Source organism: Flavobacterium supellecticarium (assembly GCF_004801375.1).
In the GTDB taxonomy this organism is placed as follows: Bacteria; Bacteroidota; Bacteroidia; order Flavobacteriales; family Flavobacteriaceae; genus Flavobacterium; species Flavobacterium supellecticarium.
In genome coordinates this window covers 68,910-83,758 of sequence record NZ_SSNZ01000004.1, presented here as the reverse complement: position 1 = coordinate 83,758, position 14,849 = coordinate 68,910, and the positions used below count along the sequence as shown (strand labels likewise).

16 protein-coding genes are annotated in these 14,849 nt (G+C 38.6%); 11 read left to right on the top strand and 5 right to left on the bottom strand.

The window, feature by feature from the left end:
* Positions 1–116: 116 nt before the first annotated feature.
* Genes E6C50_RS10950 through E6C50_RS18090 form a run of 4 tightly spaced genes read left to right on the top strand, consistent with a single transcriptional unit; the run spans position 117 to position 2,839 of the window.
* The gene (locus tag E6C50_RS10950) at positions 117–1,007 is read left to right on the top strand and encodes a T9SS type A sorting domain-containing protein (RefSeq protein WP_168732788.1); all 891 of its coding nucleotides are present in this window, start codon (positions 117–119) and stop codon (positions 1,005–1,007) included.
* 6 nt (positions 1,008–1,013) lie between these two features.
* Positions 1,014–1,931 (top strand): T9SS type A sorting domain-containing protein, encoded by a 918-nt coding sequence (locus E6C50_RS10945; protein ID WP_136403272.1) that lies wholly within the window; start codon positions 1,014–1,016, stop codon positions 1,929–1,931.
* Positions 1,932–1,937: 6 nt separating this feature from the next.
* On the top strand, positions 1,938–2,669 hold the full coding sequence (locus tag E6C50_RS10940; RefSeq protein ID WP_136403271.1) for a hypothetical protein: 732 nt from the start codon (positions 1,938–1,940) through the stop codon (positions 2,667–2,669).
* Entirely contained in the window at positions 2,591–2,839 is a 249-nt protein-coding gene (locus tag E6C50_RS18090) for a T9SS type A sorting domain-containing protein (RefSeq protein WP_136403395.1), read from the top strand. The genes E6C50_RS10940 and E6C50_RS18090 overlap by 79 nt, the downstream gene beginning before the upstream one ends.
* Positions 2,840–2,870: 31 nt before the next feature.
* On the opposite strand, the gene E6C50_RS10930 is transcribed toward E6C50_RS18090, so the two are convergent.
* Positions 2,871–3,416: an acyl-CoA thioesterase gene (locus E6C50_RS10930; RefSeq protein WP_136403270.1), complete on the bottom strand. Its 546-nt coding sequence runs from the start codon at positions 3,414–3,416 to the stop codon at positions 2,871–2,873.
* A 2-nt stretch (positions 3,417–3,418) separates the two neighbouring features.
* Entirely contained in the window at positions 3,419–4,783 is a 1,365-nt protein-coding gene (gene rmuC, locus E6C50_RS10925; protein WP_136403269.1) for a DNA recombination protein RmuC, read from the bottom strand.
* A gap of 455 nt (positions 4,784–5,238) precedes the next feature.
* Between rmuC and E6C50_RS10920 the strand changes: the two genes are divergently transcribed.
* The gene (locus E6C50_RS10920; protein WP_211089537.1) at positions 5,239–5,895 is read left to right on the top strand and encodes a T9SS type A sorting domain-containing protein; all 657 of its coding nucleotides are present in this window, start codon (positions 5,239–5,241) and stop codon (positions 5,893–5,895) included.
* A 148-nt stretch (positions 5,896–6,043) separates the two neighbouring features.
* On the opposite strand, the gene E6C50_RS10915 is transcribed toward E6C50_RS10920, so the two are convergent.
* Both E6C50_RS10915 and E6C50_RS10910 read right to left on the bottom strand, forming a co-directional pair.
* Positions 6,044–7,240, bottom strand: a complete 1,197-nt coding sequence (locus E6C50_RS10915; protein WP_136403267.1) for an IS256 family transposase — start codon at positions 7,238–7,240, stop codon at positions 6,044–6,046.
* A gap of 132 nt (positions 7,241–7,372) precedes the next feature.
* The gene (locus tag E6C50_RS10910) at positions 7,373–7,738 is read right to left on the bottom strand and encodes a helix-turn-helix domain-containing protein (RefSeq protein WP_136403266.1); all 366 of its coding nucleotides are present in this window, start codon (positions 7,736–7,738) and stop codon (positions 7,373–7,375) included.
* Between the two features lie 271 nt (positions 7,739–8,009).
* On the opposite strand from E6C50_RS10910, the gene E6C50_RS10905 reads away from it, so the two are divergent.
* From E6C50_RS10905 to E6C50_RS10880, 6 genes are all read left to right on the top strand, one after another.
* Entirely contained in the window at positions 8,010–8,240 is a 231-nt protein-coding gene (locus E6C50_RS10905; RefSeq protein ID WP_136403265.1) for a hypothetical protein, read from the top strand.
* A gap of 140 nt (positions 8,241–8,380) precedes the next feature.
* Positions 8,381–9,619 carry a lanthionine synthetase LanC family protein gene (locus E6C50_RS10900; protein WP_136403264.1) on the top strand — a complete coding sequence of 413 codons (1,239 nt, stop codon included), beginning with the start codon at positions 8,381–8,383 and terminating at the stop codon, positions 9,617–9,619.
* 18 nt (positions 9,620–9,637) lie between these two features.
* On the top strand, positions 9,638–11,857 hold the full coding sequence (locus tag E6C50_RS10895; RefSeq protein ID WP_136403263.1) for a lantibiotic dehydratase family protein: 2,220 nt from the start codon (positions 9,638–9,640) through the stop codon (positions 11,855–11,857).
* An 11-nt stretch (positions 11,858–11,868) separates the two neighbouring features.
* Positions 11,869–12,753 (top strand): thiopeptide-type bacteriocin biosynthesis protein, encoded by an 885-nt coding sequence (locus E6C50_RS10890; protein WP_136403262.1) that lies wholly within the window; start codon positions 11,869–11,871, stop codon positions 12,751–12,753.
* Positions 12,754–12,798: 45 nt separating this feature from the next.
* Complete coding sequence (locus E6C50_RS10885; RefSeq protein ID WP_136403261.1) at positions 12,799–13,380, top strand: pseudouridine synthase; 582 nt, start codon at positions 12,799–12,801, stop codon at positions 13,378–13,380.
* 127 nt (positions 13,381–13,507) lie between these two features.
* Positions 13,508–13,939: a VOC family protein gene (locus tag E6C50_RS10880; RefSeq protein ID WP_136403260.1), complete on the top strand. Its 432-nt coding sequence runs from the start codon at positions 13,508–13,510 to the stop codon at positions 13,937–13,939.
* 118 nt (positions 13,940–14,057) lie between these two features.
* Here the strand turns inward: E6C50_RS10880 and E6C50_RS10875 are convergent, their stop codons facing one another.
* Positions 14,058–14,831, bottom strand: coding sequence for a dienelactone hydrolase family protein (locus E6C50_RS10875; protein ID WP_230978999.1), 774 nt, complete (start codon positions 14,829–14,831; stop codon positions 14,058–14,060).
* Between the last annotated feature and the right edge of the window lie 18 nt (positions 14,832–14,849).

Here is a 14,849-nt window from a genome sequence, read left to right as displayed (position 1 = left end):
ACTATTTTGAGCAATGATAAAATAGAGTTATTTGTCTGTTTTGCATGTTGAATTGTCTTCGCCGTTGCTACTAAGTTTGTGTAATTTAGTTGATGAACGTATTAAATATTTTGAATATGAGAAGAAAAATAAAACTGAAAAAATGCCTGCCGGTGTTGTTTTATGGTTTAACGATGCTGTGTGGGTTGCCAAGTCTGGGACAAGAAGTGTTGTTTTCAACGTTGGATGAGGTTAGAAAACCTGTGCCTCTCGCACCAAACCTTTCAACAATTACGAATACAAAGGAATTGATTATAATGGATGATTTTAAATTGTCAAAAAAGAGTCAGATCACTCAATTTAATTTTGTTGGGCAACTCGGAAAAGCAACGCCCGAAAACATAGCATTAATTAAAGGAGTACGGTTGTATATTCTTAGAGCGTTTACTACTGGTCAGCCATTATCTGAAGCAAGCAGTTTGAATTATTTTGAGCTGATACGGGAGTATGCTCCGGGATTAAAAATAATACAGCAAGGAGATCAGGTTATAATTGGTATCGATATAAAATCGCTCGGATTTGATATGATACTTGAAGCGGGAACATATGGAATTGCCTTTGCGCCGATAATTGCTACAGAGGGAATGTCACCCGATAAAGTATGGAGCTGGTTTCCGGGAACCGATTTCGGCAACGAAGCAGTAGTATGGGACAATGGCGGTTGGTCATCAACAGGTTCCGGATCCGTAGCTTTTAGTATTGAAGGTAAAAAAGTAACGTTGGGAATTTCAAAATCGGATATACAAACCGTTACTGCAAAGGTGTATCCTAATCCTTCGTATGATGTTTTTAAAATTAGTACACCAAAAGAGATTGTTTCTGTTGTGGTGTATAATGGAAACGGACAATTGGTGTTGCAGAGCCAGTCGGAAACTGTTGATTTGTCGGCTTCTCCTAAAGGAATTTATTTTTTGACTATGACTTGTAATGATGGTACACAGGTTCGTGAAAAATTAATTAAAACATAAAATAAAATGAAAATAAAAAAAGTGAAAAATTGGGTAGCACTTTGTTGTAGTTTGTTTGTGGTTAATTTATTAAATGCTCAGGAAAAGGTAATATTTTCAACTTTAGATGATGTGAAAAAATTAGATGATTTTGCCGCAAGTATCTCAACAGTTAGTAATACTCAAAAAAGAGTACTGACGGATAATTATTTTTTGAGTAAAAGGAGTAAGATTAGCCGGTTTAATTTTGTGGGACAAATTGGTTTAATTGCGCCAGGGGATATGTCGCAGATTAAAGGAGTACATGTATTTATTTTTAAGGATATATTTGAGAAGGTCGATGGGAAACATGAAAAAATTCCGTTTTCAGGAACTTCTTTGGCGCATTTTTATTTGGATAATGCCAACGCAGGTTTATTAAAAAAAGTTGAGAAAGAGAAAATTATTATTTCGGTTGATTTGGATCTGGCTGGAAAAGAACTGATTTTGGAATCAGGTTCTTATTGGATAGCGTTTGCTCCGGTTATTACTACCGATGGTTTGCCTGCTGATAGCGTCTGGTATTGGTATGAAGGAGATGGTGCTAGTTATTATGTTAGAAAATGGAATAATGGTGATACAGAATGGGGCCCTGTTAGAGGGGGAAGTCCGAGGTCGATGGCTTTTAGTATCGAAGGTAAAGAAGTGGTATTAGGAATTTCTGAATTAGATATGCAAACAGCTGTAATAACGGTATATCCCAATCCGTCTTGCGATATCTTTAAAATTGCGACACCAAAAGAGAAAGAGATTGTTGGCGTTAGGGTTTATAATGGAAGTGGGGAGATAGTGTTGAAGGACTCATCGGAAATTATCGATTTGTCGTCTTCTCCTAAAGGGATTTATTTATTGACTGTGACTTGTAATGATGGTACACAGGTTTGTGAAAAATTAATTAAAATCTAAAATAAAATGAAAACAACAAGATGTCGGTTATTGTTTTTTTGCATGCTGTTTGCGATTACGCTTTTGAAGGCACAAGAAGGGGAAGTGCTGGTTTCGACGTTTTTAGACCGTCCTGCTACTAAGCCGTATCGTTTTGTTGATAATATTTCAACAGTTACGAATACCCAAAAGAAAATCCTGGCTGATAATTTTTATATTGGACATAACAGTAAAATCACCCGATTTAATTTTGTAGGACAAATGGGTAAAACGGCTCCCGGAGATATTTCCCTGATACAAGGAGTGCATGTGTTTGTTTTTGATAAAGGTCTTTATGACGATAGGTTTAAAATTCCGTTTTCGGGAACTTCTTTGGCTCATTTTTATCTGGATGATACCAATCCTGGATTGTTAAAAAGGATTGAGGATGAGAAAATTATTGTTTCAGTTGATTTGGCTCTAGCCGGTAAAGAATTAGTTCTGGAAGCAAAAAATAATTATTATTGGCTGGCTTTTGCTCCGGTGGTGGCTACCGATGGTTTGCCGGAAGATAAAATTTGGTATTGGTACGATGGTGATGGTGGCGGATTTGATACACTGGTATGGCAAAGCGGTGATGCGGAATGGGGTTATGGTGGTGTTTCTGCTACAGCGTATAGTATTGAAGGTGAGGAAGTGAAATTAGGGATGCCGGAATTGGATGCTTATACTGTTGGTACAACGTTTTTTCAAATCCATCAAATGGTATTTTTCGAATAAAGACCCCGAAAGAGATTGCTGTTGTTTTGGTTTATAATTTAAGTGGCCAATTGGTGTTGAAGAGTGCGACGGATATAATCGATCTGTCTGTTTTTCCTGAGGGAGTTTATTTTGGAACTGTAATACATAACGATGGAACGCAAACCTGTAAGAAATTAATTAAAACATAGAAAAAAGAAAAGCAAAACGCTTTTCTTTTTGTTATAAGGCCAGTGTTACACCATAATCGGATAATTTGTCTAAAGCTTCCTGCGAAGTATGATCAAATCGGCTGATGTGTTCCTGATGCTCTTTTTTAGATTGAATGCGTCGGATGGAGTCGTAAAAACGTCGAACTTCATCAAGGGTGTTTAAAATGGGTTTTGGTACACTTACAGTATTTCCTTGATCATCTTTGGCGACCATCGTAAAATAAGACGAATTGCTGTGTTTGATTTTTCCGGTTTGAATGTTTTGCGATACAACCCGGATGCCAACCACCATAGAACTCCGGCCTACATAATTGACGCAAGCTTTTAAAGTTACCAATTCGCCTACTTCTATAGGATTTAAAAAATCAACTGTATCAACCGATGCGGTTACGCAATAGCGACCCGAATATTTCGAAGCACAGGCAAAAGCAATCTGATCCATTAAGGATAGAATATAGCCACCGTGTATTTTTCCGCTAAAATTGGAATGCGATGGCAACATTAGTTCGGAAATGCTGATTCGCGAAGAGCTGATTTTTTTAGGTTCGGTACTCATTTTTATTCGGTTAAGTCGTTGTTGTTAGCACGGTTTAAGATGCTTTCGGGTAATGCCTTTTTGGCTTTGGCTCCCATCTTTTTTAATTTTTCAACACTGGTGATCAAATTCCCTTTTCCGTCTACAAGCTTGTTCATAGCGCCTTGGTATTCCGTTTTGGCTTCGTCCATTTTTTTACCAATCTTGATCAGATCGTTTACAAAGCCCTCGAATTTGTCGTATAAAGCACCAGCCTGACGTGCAATTTCATAAGCGTTTTCCTGTTGCTTCTGATTCGCCCACATACTGTCGATGGTACGCAAAGTCGCTAATAAGGTCGATGGCGTTACGATTACAATATTCTTTTCAAAAGCTTTATTGTATAAGGTAGCATCTTCATTTAAAGCGATCGCAAAAGCAGGTTCCATCGGGATAAATAGCAATACAAAATCCGGACTTTCCATCTGATACAGATCGTGATAGTTTTTACTACCCAGTTGCTCAACATGACGTTTTATTGAGTTAACGTGCTCTTTCAGATACTGAGTTTGGGTTGTTTCATCGTCTTCGTTTACATAACGTTCGTAAGCCGTAAGGGATACTTTGGAATCCACAATCATTTTTTTACCATCCGGTAGATTGATCACAACGTCTGGTTGTACGCGACTACCTTCTTCGGTTACAAAACTTTGCTGTACTTCATATTCGCGCCCTTTTTCCAATCCTGATTTTTCCAGTACTTTTTCCAAAATCAACTCGCCCCAGTTTCCTTGCATTTTGCTGTCGCCTTTCAATGCTTTGGTCAGGTTTAGCGTTTCTTTGCTCATCTGTTCGTTTGTTTCCCGCAGATTTAGAATTTGCTGGCGTAAAGCAGCGTGATAGTCGATACTCTCTTTATGGGTGTCTTCAACTTTCTTTTCAAATAAATGAATACGCTCCTGTAATGGCGATAGTATGTTTTTTAAGTTTTCTTTGTTTTGTTCGGTAAACTTATTGGTTTTTTCTTCCAGGATTTTATTAGCCAGATTTTCGAATTCTTTGGTGAATTTTTCCTGTAACTGGTTTACTTCCTCTTTCTGTTCTTTGTTGCGTTCCCAAAGGTTTTCAAAGTCGACTTCTTTTTTGGAAAGCTGTATGGCCAGTGCTTCTTTTTCGTTACGAATGTTTTCCTTTTCGGTCTGAACTGCTACCAGTTGTCGCTCAAACTGACCGCGTTCCTGTAAAAACTGTTGTTTGAGTTGCTCCTGTTGTGCTAACAGACCGTTAATGCGCTCTTCCAATCCCGATTTTTCCGATTGTGAACGCGCGCTGAATAAGGCTTTTCCAAGATAGATTCCGATAGCCAGTGCTAAAATAAATACGGCGAGTAAAACTAGTGTTTGTAACATCGTTTGTTTTGTTATGTAATGGTTCTGTAAAAGTAGCTATTTGTTTTTTAGAAATGCTAAAAAATACCGATTGATAGGAGCAGATCATCAGACAATCTGACGATAGGCCTTATAGAAATACCGGTTGTGGTTTCAAATATAATAAAGGAAATGAAGTATAAAAGTACGGAAATCCATAAGTGTTAAAAGAAGCTGCTATGCCGGAGTGATTTAGAGGTGATAATAAGACAATATAAGTCATAAAACAGACTTTGTTATTGATTAATAATATGATCAGAAATTTACTGTTTTATTATTATTATATTGTTCAGAAATTCTCCCAAACAGATGGATCATTTTGTATTCGATTTTCATAGGTATACAATGTCACTAAAAAAGGGGCTTTGTTTTAAATAAAAGCTGAGAAATATTGTGCTTTATACGATTGAATAAAAACAATTTTAAATAAATATATGATGAAAACAATTTTATTCTTGTTAGGAGTTTTTACAGCATTTTATGCCGATGCACAAACGGCAGGTTATAGTGTAAAGATTAATCGTGAAGAGTTTAGAGGCGATGAATCGATTGAGTTGACTTATGAAAATTTTCCGGTTTCAGATGATGTGAAAGATTACTATAGGATAGTGATTCTTAAAGATCCTCATGATATTCTATTGGTTGATGGAATAAACCAGGATCGATTAGTTCCTGTTCTGGATGCCGAATGGCGAAAATTTTCCAAACCGTTAAAAGGCAAAGGAAAGTGGGATATCAGAATACCGGAAGTGGGAAAATATAAGGCCTATCTTGTTAATGGAAAATACCCTTGTGATCCGACAGGAATTTCAGTAGAAGAACTAGGATCTTTTGTTGTTAAATCGTTGGGAACAGATGAGGTTCTGGAAAGGAAACAAGTTGTAGCTATTTTTCCAAGTCCGTCCAATGGCTTATTTTCGGTTAATGCCGAAAAAGAGTTGAAAACAGTGCAGATATATGATACCAATGGTGCTCTGATCGTAGAAACAGGTTCAAATCAGTTTAATCTGACAGGACAGCCGGACGGAGTGTATATGGTTGTTATCCAATATGCTGACGGAAGTATTGTCAGAGAAAAAATTATCAAACAGTAATTATGATGCGATAGTTGTCGTAGAAAAAAATCTTTTAGAATCCGCTTCCGATAAGGTTACACTTGTCGGAGGGGTATTCTATTGGAATTAAAAGGACGCTATCCCAAAAAGTGTGTAAGTTAAAAAATAACAGGGTTTGACTTTTTATTTAAAGTTGAACCCTTTTTTCAAATATAGTTAAGAACTGGTTGAGAATTAATCCCCAATTTTGGATTGGCATTGACCATTTTTTGGTTGCTTCCCTTAAAGCCAAATATACGGATTTTAAAACGGCGTCATCCGTAGGGAATGACAATTTGTTTTTGGTATATTTTCTAATTTTCCCATTAAGATTTTCAATTAGATTTGTGGTGTAAATGATTTTTCTGATTTCAATTGGGAAGTCAAAAAAGACGGTAAGTTCCTCCCAGTTTTCTTCCCAGGATTTAACCGCATAAGGATATTTATGATTCCATTTGCTGGCAAAATCTTCCAAAGCTCCTTTTGCAGCTTGTTTGGTTGGCGTATCATAAACCTGTTTCATATCTTTAGAAAACTCCTTTTTATCTTTCCAGACTACATAACGGGCTGAGTTTCTAATTTGATGAACAACACAGATTTGTGTTTGAGATTCCGGGAATACGTTTTTAATGGTTTGAGTAAATCCGTTTAAATTGTCGGTAGCTGTAATGAGGATGTCTTCAACGCCTCTGGCTTTTAGATCAGTCAATACACCTAACCAAAAGCTGGCGCTTTCATTCTTACCCAGCCACATTCCTAAAACTTCCTTTTTACCATCCTTGTTCAGGCCTACAGCTAAATAGATAGTCTTATTAATAACTTTGGAACTTTCTCGAACTTTAAACACAATCCCATCCATCCAAACAATTAAGTAAACGGGATCTAATGGACGGTTTTGCCAAGCAATAATATCATTGGATACCGATTCTGTAATCCTGGATATAGTAGAGGTAGATACATCAAAATTATAAACTTCTCTTATCTGCTCTTCAATATCGCTAACACTCATTCCTTTTGCATAAAGTGATATGATGACATTTTCCAATCCGTCAGCCATACTTTGCCTTTTAGGGATTATCATGGGATTGAAAGAAGCTTCTCTGTCTCTGGGAACCTGAAGTTCTGATTCTCCAAATGAGGTTTTAACCTTTTTGTTGGAATAACCGTTCCTAGAATTGGATGTCGTTGATTTTTCGTGTTTATCGTAACCTAAATGAGCATCTAACTCACCATTCAAGATGGCTTCTAAACCACGTTTTTGTAGTTGGGCAAGAAAACCATTTAAGTCTTCACCTGTTTTGAACTGTTTTAAAAACTCTTCTGATAATAAATCTTCTTTTTTCATAAGACTGTGTAACATTTAAAATTAAACATAAAAATGATGGGGTTTTAAAACCCCATTATTTTTATACTTACACAGTTAGTGAGATACTACCTATAAAGGCTTCCAGATAATCAATATTCTTTTTCGTTAAGGCTATAAATGGTCTTTTTCTCTTTTTAACAAGGTGATCAATTCATCTTTTTCCTGTAAACGTTTTTCGTATTGATCAATTAATTTTTGGTAGACTTCGTTCAATGCCAGAAGACTATCCCGAAACAGTAACTTGTCTTTCTGCTTTTTAGTTGATGGGCTTTCTTTTTGCTTGGACAAGAAACTTTTAGGCTTAACTTCAAAGATCGTACTTAGCTGTTCAATATGCGAAGCCCACGACTGACTTTCTCCGTTTTCGATACGGGCATAAGCCGATTGGGAGATATTAAGTTTTTCGGCAACTTCTTCTTGTGAATAACCACGTGTTTTTCTCAAATGGCGAATTTTTGCTCCTACAGTCCGATTCATTTAATTACTCTTTTTTTAGATCTTAAAAATATGAAAAATAAATATTATCCTATAAAAAACGGGTAAAATTACCCTTAAAACGAATAAGAACCTGTTTTTTAACTTCTTAAATTTGAAAAAAACAAGATTTTTAATAATATCAAATGCGATTTGTTAAAAATTTTTATGGTTCAAAATGCATTGTTTTTTAGGTTTTTACTAAACGGAAAATAACGTTTTTAAAAAGGTAAATACCATTTCATATACCGCAACCAATCAAATTTATTATATAATGAAACGATTAAATTTAAAAAAGAAAGTAGTTTCCGTTTTAACGGATAAGGAAAAAGCAAACATCCAGGGTGGTGGAACAAACGAAACATGTGCCAGCTTCGCAACGGAAGTGAAATGGACTGATCCGGAGCCTTGTGGGATTAAAGTAACAAGAATGGATTGTGTGAGTATACAAATCGAATGTGTCACACATCACTATTGCCCTACCTATACTTGGGAGGAGATGTAAAAAGAGCATCGTAGCATAAATAGCGATTGCACACCATCGCATTTATAATTGTATAAATGCATTGTAATATGCAATAGTGTAAAATTGTGCTATTTAAACCGTTGGAGAATACCGGTTCTTCAACGGTTTTGCATTTAAAAATGACCTTGAACCTACTTTTGTTTATGAATTTTGATAGTTATAAGGAACTGAATACAATAGCGGCGTATTTGCAAAACGAAACACTGCTTTTTCGTGATAATAAAGTCGCCCAAATCGCATTACATACCGGATTACCCGGGATCATTCTCACACTGACAGCTATCCGGAAACAATTTCCGGAACTTGTAGATCCTGTCATTCTCAGAAAATATATTGATAAAGTATATACCCTACTTTCGGAAAGTGAAGCTTTTTATCCGTCTTTTAGTGGCGGTTTGGCGGGATATGGGTTTCTCTTGTACCAATTGGCAAAAGAAAAGCATATCGATATAGCTGATTATAAAGATATCATCGAAGAAATTGACGAAATTATTGCAGAGCATCTGAATGACAATCTGGAAATGGATCATGTGGATATCCTGCATGGCGCGATGGGAATGGCGCTTTATTTTTTAGAAAAAGGAGCGTCAACATATGCCGAAAAAGTTATCGACCGCCTGAATATAACGGCCAAAAGAGAAGAAAATCGCTGTTATTGGAGTACGTTCGATTTTTTTAAAACAAAAGCCTATAAGATTGATTTTGGTCTGGCACACGGAAATGCCGGAATCCAATACTTTTTAGGCAAATGTCTCAAACATAATATCCAAACAGATACCTGTAAAGAATTGTTGGAAGAAAGTCTGAATTTTTACCGCCACAATACACAGGAATTAGGTGTGATAAAATCATATTATCCGACGATGTTGTTAGAAGATGATTATCGAAACGGGACGACAAAACCGGAAACATCAAGAGTGGCCTGGTGTTATGGTGATCTTGGGATTTTGCACACGCATTTATTATTAGCGGATGTCTTACAGGACGATGCTTTACAGGAAGAAACAATGACAAAATTAAAACAGGTAGCCGGTCGGAGGTTGGTCGCTGAAACAATGCACCACGACGCCGGATTGTGTCACGGAACGGCCGGATTGGCATTGTTGTTTAAAAACAGTTATGATCGTACCGGCGAAATAGCGTTCCGGGAAACCGCGGACTATTGGTTGCAAAAAACCTATGATTATAAAACCGGTGCCGATTCCGAAATAGGATATTGCCTTTATGATGGAGGCGAACGCAAAGAAAACGATAGTTCGTTGCTCGAAGGTCTTTCGGGAGTTGCAGCGGCCTATCTGGCAACGCTTTCTCCAATGGGAGCGCCTTTGGTAGACAAAGCGGTATTCCTTAGTTTGTAACGATTCAACACCATAAACATGGAACAAAAATTGCCCTATCTAAACTTTGATAACTACGTCTTAAGAATGCCTTTGCTACCGGTTGATCATTTTTTGAAACTGACAGCGGGAAAAGAGGTATCCGACGAAAACATAAAAAAACAATTTGAAAATCCGGTTGTAAAAGAAGCCGTTTTCCTGGCTTCGCCGGTTTTATATCGCGAAATAGAAAAATGGGTATCCGGAAACAGTAAGGATCCAAAAGAAATACAGAAAATCCGTCTCTCTTTTCTGAAATACCTAACCCGAATGGCTTCCCGATCGACTCCTTTTGGGCTTTTTGCCGGTTGTGGATTAGGAACTTTCGCTGAAGAAAATGCTATCCGGAATGCCGATTATACCCAAAATAAACGACATACCCGTTTGGATATGAATTTTGTTGGCGCATTAAATCAATCGTTTACAACCAATCCGTCGATCCGGGAACAACTGCGATATTATCCGAATTCCAGTCTTTATTTTATTGGTGATCATATCCGTTATGTGGAATGTCTGTATAAAAACGGAAATCGTATCCATCATCTGATCGAGATTGAAGGTTCGGATTATATTCGGGATTGTCTGAAACAGGCACAAACGGGTGTTTTAAAATCGGTGTTGGCAGAGGCATTGGTTTCCGATGAAATTACCGAAGCGGAAGCAACTGAATTTATTGACGAGCTAATCGATAATCAGATATTGGTGAGTGAAATGGAACTTTCCGTTTCCGGAACGGAATTTATAGGACAAACGCTTAACATTCTTAAAAAAATAAAAGGAGCGGAAACACTGGTGTCGCTATTGGAAGAAGTTGCTGCAAAAATAGACGCACTTGATCATACTTTAGGGAATGATCCGGAACGCTATCACGATCTGATCGAAACACTACGCCGGTTTGAAATCCCTTTTGATGAAAAGTTTATTTTTCAAACCGATATGTTCCTGAACGCCAGTCGGAATGTATTGGCGCAGGAAGTAACAGTTCCGCTAAAAAAGGCGATAACCGTATTAAATCGGATAACGCCCAAAAACGAAAATCAGCAGTTACAACAATTCATGGAAAAGTTCCGGCAACGTTACGAAGACCGGGAGGTTCCGTTATCGTTGGTATTGGATAATGAATTGGGTATTGGTTATCCGGTTAATAATTACAAAGGAGGAATCAACACGCTGTTGCATAATATCCGTGTGCCGAATGTTGGAACGCAAAAACGAAAAGAAGTGCGCTGGACGGCACTTGATAGTATTTTATACCGGAAAATGCAGGAAGCACGGGAAAATAAAAGTGCTGTGATCCGGATTGAGGAAGCCGATTTAAAAGGAACCGAAGCAGGTTGGGATGACCTTCCGGATACATTTTCGGTAGTGGCAGAGGTTGTAAAAGGCGAAAAAGAGGAGCAGTTGGTGATTCGATCCGTAGGCGGATCGGGCGCTGCCAATCTGATGGGGCGTTTTTGTTTGGGTGATCCGGAAATGGACAAACATGCGCGCACTATTATCCGGGCGGAAGAAGAACTCAATCCGGATAAATTGGTATCAGAAATCATTCATTTACCCGAAAACAGGGTGGGAAATGTATTGATGCGACCGGATTTCAGACAATTCGAGATTCCGTATCTGGCGACTTCGGGTAAACCCACGGAAAATCAGCTTCCGATAACCGATTTATACGTTTCGGTAAAAAGCGGTCGGATTGTAGTGCGCTCCCGAAAGCACAATAAAGAGGTTTTACCGCGACTCACCAATGCGCATAATTACAGTCACAATTCCTTGCCGGTCTATCATTTTTTATGCGATTTACAGGCACAGGGTAAAAGAGGCGGTTTGTATTTGAATTGGGGCGTTCACCGCGACGAATCGAATTTTCTGCCACGAGTGGAATACGAAAATGTTATCCTGTCGAAAGCCAAATGGAAAGTATTGGGCAACGAATTTGAAAAACTAAAGACTATCGATACGATCTCCGGTTTGGCGGACGTTACCCAATGGCGGGACGAACGAAAGATTCCGCAATATGTCTTTTTGGTTGAAGGGGATAATAAGTTATTATTAAATCTGGAAAACCTGACGTCCTTTCAGATGTTGGTTTCGGCTGTTGCGAAAAAAAGCGTGTTCGAGCTGGAAGAATTTCTGGGAACCGATGCGACGCTGGTAGGCGGAAACGAAACGGAGTATTTCGCTAATGAGTTTATTTTTTCTTTTTTTAAAACCCGATCTTAAAAAGGAACCAAATGGAAAACAATGTCAAAACGTCTTTTCTTATAGGGGAAGAATGGCTGTATTATAAGATTTATACCGGTTTTGCAACAACCGATTCGGTTTTGTACAACCATTTATACACGGTGGTAACCGGTTTGTTACGCGACGGATTAATTGATAAATGGTTTTTTATCCGTTATGCCGATCCGGAACATCACTTGCGACTGCGATTGCATCTGACGGAACCGGAACATATCGGAATGGTAATTCTCGCTTTTCAGGCTACCTTTCGCCGTTTATCGGAGCAGCATACGATCTGGAAAATCCAAACCGAGACCTACGAACGGGAATTGAATCGTTACGGAGAAATGGTAATGGAAGAAACCGAAACGCTCTTTTTTTACGATAGCGAATGTATTGTCAAACTACTTACCGTATTAGAGCTTACCGATAATGATAATGAAAGATGGATGGTTGGAATGGTGGCTATCGATTCGTTTCTGGACGTGTTCGGTTATGATAGGGAAGCACGAAAAAATCTGGTCGAACATCTTAGAGTAGGATTTTTTAAGGAATTTCAGGTAAATGCGGCGACCAAAAAAGACCTGAGTACCAAATACCGGAATCATAAAAATGAAATCGATCGTTTTATGAAAAGCGATCCCGATTCAAACGACCTAAAAGCATTGCTTCAGGAAAGAAATCGTGCTATTTTGACAGTGGCCAATACAATACGGGAACAGCTGGAACCGGAACGTTTGGACGATGTGTTGGGGAGTCATATTCATATGATGATGAATCGTTTGTTTGATTCCAATAATCGTCAGTGTGAAATGATATTATACGACCTGCTGTGCAGTTATTACACCTCGGTATTGGCGCGCGAAAAGAAAACGCAGTTAACGGTTTCCGGCTAATCGATACGATTAAAAAAGTGTATTTTTGCCGCAAATACCACTGTTATGGCACACTATCATTTTCTGATCCACAAACCGCATGGCTATCTGAGTCAGTTTATTTATGAAAAGAAACGACATAAAAAACTACTGGGTGAACTTTATGCTTTTCCGGAAGGAACGATGGCTATCGGCCGACTGGATGAAGATTCGGAAGGATTACTGTTCCTCACAACCGACGGTATGATGAGTGAACGGGTGCGTAGCAAAACCGTAGCCAAAGAATACTATGCTCAGGTAGACGGAATCATTACGTCTGAAGCTGTTGAAGCTATACAAAACGGTGTCGAAATCGGAGTAAAAGGAACACGCTATACCACAAAAAAATGCGAAGCCAGGCGTATTACCGAATTACCGGATTTTATAGGAGAGGGACGAAGAATCCGAGACGAACGACACGGACCAACCAGTTGGGTTTCGATAACGTTAACCGAAGGGAAATTCCGTCAGGTACGAAAAATGACAGCGGCTGTAGGCTTTCCAACGTTACGTCTCGTTCGCGTGCGAATTGGAACTATAACACTACAAAATCTCGAATCCGGAGCAGTACGCGAAGTAGACCATTTTGAACTTCCGGAAACACTATAATAGCGTGCTTTTTAGTGAAAAAAGTATAGCCTGATCACTTTGAAAAATAACAAACGGTTTACGTGTCGGATTCGGATATTGGCTACATTTGAGATTCCAAACAAAACAAACAAAAAACAGCAAAATTATGGCAAATGTAAATCCTTATTTAACATTCAACGGTACCTGTGAGGCGGCCTTTGATTTTTACCAATCGGTATTTGGCGGTGAATTCCAGTACAAAGGAAAGTTTAAAGATATGCCTTCCGAGCAGCCCATGCCGGAATCGGAACAAGAAAAAATCATGCACGTAAGCCTTCCAATTGGTGGAACAATTTTAATGGGAAGTGATTCTGCAGAAGGTTGCGGCGGACATGCTGTTACGGCCGGTGATAATATTTCGATCTCTATCAATGCTGATTCGGAAGCGGATGCAAAACGTATTTTCGAAGGTCTTTCAGCCGGAGGAAAAGTAACCATGCCTTTGGAAAAAACATTCTGGGGTGCTTTATTCGGAATGTTTACCGATAAATTCGGAATCCACTGGATGGTAAACTACGATTACGAACAAAAGGGATAATAAAACCTTGAGCATTCTATAAAAAAGACCTGTCCGGTTTCCAAAGCCTGACAGGTCTTCGTATTAATTATAACCAGTCAGTTTTCTAAAACCTGACTGTTTTTTTTATTTCTATACTTTATTTAAAAATCTCATCAAAAAAGTCAAGCATGGCTTTCCAGGAACGTTTGGCTGCTTTTTCGTTATAAGCGACACCTTTACTATTGTCGCTTCCGGCATCTTTATGCGTAAAACCATGAACGGAATTGGCGTAATACACCATCTGCCAGTCGGCTTTGGCATCGCGCATTTCCTGCTGGAAGTTTTTAATATCGCTTTCCGGTACATACGGATCGTCGGCGCCGTGAAGGATCAGTACTTTTGGTTGGATCAATCCGGTTTTTTCGTTCGGTTCTTTTGCTAATCCACCGTGAAAAGAGACAATACCTTTTACCGGAAAATTGGCCCGTGCGGCTTCAATGGCTCCGGTTCCGCCAAAACAATAGCCTATTACGGCCAGTTCTTTCGGATTGGCACCCTGTTTAACCAGTTCGTCTATGGCCAATCGGATACGTTTTTGATATTCCAAAGGATTCTTTTTGTAAAATCCGGCGCGTTCTCCAGCCTGTTTTGTATTTTCCGGTTTATTGCCCACGCCATAAATATCGGCTATAAAAGCGTGGTAACCCAGTTTTTCCAATTCCTGAGCACTTTCTTTTGCGTTGGCATCAATACCCATCCAGGCAGGTAAAATCAATACACCCGGCTTATTGGCTTTTGATTTTTTAGGAGTAGCCATCAAACCCTGAAGGGCTTGCTTACCATCGGAATAATCGACTGTTTTGAGCTGTGCCTGAGCAATGCTGCTGGTTAGCATTAATATCAGAGCAGTAGTTGGGGTTTTCCAGTTCATGTCACGTTTTTTAGTTCT

Excerpts from the sequence above, each read along its gene's own strand:
- E6C50_RS10875 (WP_230978999.1), bottom strand. The coding sequence starts at position 14,831 with ATGAACTGGAAAACCCCAACTACTGCTCTGATATTAATGCTAACCAGC.
- E6C50_RS10950 (WP_168732788.1), top strand. The coding sequence starts at position 117 with ATGAGAAGAAAAATAAAACTGAAAAAATGCCTGCCGGTGTTGTTTTAT.
- E6C50_RS10910 (WP_136403266.1), bottom strand. The coding sequence starts at position 7,738 with ATGAATCGGACTGTAGGAGCAAAAATTCGCCATTTGAGAAAAACACGT.
- E6C50_RS10895 (WP_136403263.1), top strand. The coding sequence starts at position 9,638 with ATGGAACAAAAATTGCCCTATCTAAACTTTGATAACTACGTCTTAAGA.
- E6C50_RS10945 (WP_136403272.1), top strand. The coding sequence starts at position 1,014 with ATGAAAATAAAAAAAGTGAAAAATTGGGTAGCACTTTGTTGTAGTTTG.
- E6C50_RS10930 (WP_136403270.1), bottom strand. The coding sequence starts at position 3,416 with ATGAGTACCGAACCTAAAAAAATCAGCTCTTCGCGAATCAGCATTTCC.
- E6C50_RS10890 (WP_136403262.1), top strand. The coding sequence starts at position 11,869 with ATGGAAAACAATGTCAAAACGTCTTTTCTTATAGGGGAAGAATGGCTG.
- E6C50_RS10885 (WP_136403261.1), top strand. The coding sequence starts at position 12,799 with ATGGCACACTATCATTTTCTGATCCACAAACCGCATGGCTATCTGAGT.
- E6C50_RS10905 (WP_136403265.1), top strand. The coding sequence starts at position 8,010 with ATGAAACGATTAAATTTAAAAAAGAAAGTAGTTTCCGTTTTAACGGAT.
- E6C50_RS10920 (WP_211089537.1), top strand. The coding sequence starts at position 5,239 with ATGAAAACAATTTTATTCTTGTTAGGAGTTTTTACAGCATTTTATGCC.
- E6C50_RS10915 (WP_136403267.1), bottom strand. The coding sequence starts at position 7,240 with ATGAAAAAAGAAGATTTATTATCAGAAGAGTTTTTAAAACAGTTCAAA.
- E6C50_RS10900 (WP_136403264.1), top strand. The coding sequence starts at position 8,381 with ATGACCTTGAACCTACTTTTGTTTATGAATTTTGATAGTTATAAGGAA.
- E6C50_RS10880 (WP_136403260.1), top strand. The coding sequence starts at position 13,508 with ATGGCAAATGTAAATCCTTATTTAACATTCAACGGTACCTGTGAGGCG.
- rmuC (WP_136403269.1), bottom strand. The coding sequence starts at position 4,783 with ATGTTACAAACACTAGTTTTACTCGCCGTATTTATTTTAGCACTGGCT.
- E6C50_RS10940 (WP_136403271.1), top strand. The coding sequence starts at position 1,938 with ATGAAAACAACAAGATGTCGGTTATTGTTTTTTTGCATGCTGTTTGCG.